This is a genomic window from Neisseria sp. P0008.S010 (assembly GCF_051962715.1).
Taxonomy (GTDB): Bacteria; Pseudomonadota; Gammaproteobacteria; order Burkholderiales; family Neisseriaceae; genus Neisseria; species Neisseria elongata.
Genome location: NZ_JBQCVA010000151.1, coordinates 1 through 478 on the forward strand (window position 1 = coordinate 1; position 478 = coordinate 478).

General features: G+C 54.6%; 1 rRNA gene. It reads left to right on the forward strand.

The window, feature by feature from the left end:
* Positions 1-478: ribosomal RNA gene (locus tag ACTHSL_RS12970) — 16S ribosomal RNA — on the forward strand; the annotation flags it as partial.

Consider the following 478-nt stretch of genomic DNA (forward strand, 5'->3'; position numbering starts at 1 on the left):
GTATAAGAGACAGCCTACGGGCGGCTGCAGTGGGGAATATTGGACAATGGGGGCAACCCTGATCCAGCGATGCCGCGTGGGTGAAGAAGGCCTTCGGGTTGTAAAGCCCTTTAGGTTGGGAAGAAGTTTATGAGGTTAATACCCTCGTAGATTGACGGTACCGACAGAATAAGCACCGGCAAACTCTGTGCCAGCAGCCGCGGTAATACAGAGGGTGCGAGCGTTAATCGGATTTACTGGGCGTAAAGGGCGCGTAGGCGGTCGTATGAGTGTGATGTGAAAGCCCCGGGCTCAACCTGGGAAGTGCATCGCAAACGATACGACTGGAGTATATGAGAGGGTGGCGGAATTTCCGGTGTAGCGGTGAAATGCGTAGAGATCGGAAGGAACGTCAATGGCGAAGGCAGCCACCTGGCATAATACTGACGCTGAGGCGCGAAAGCGTGGGGAGCGAACAGGATTAGATACCCGAGTAGTC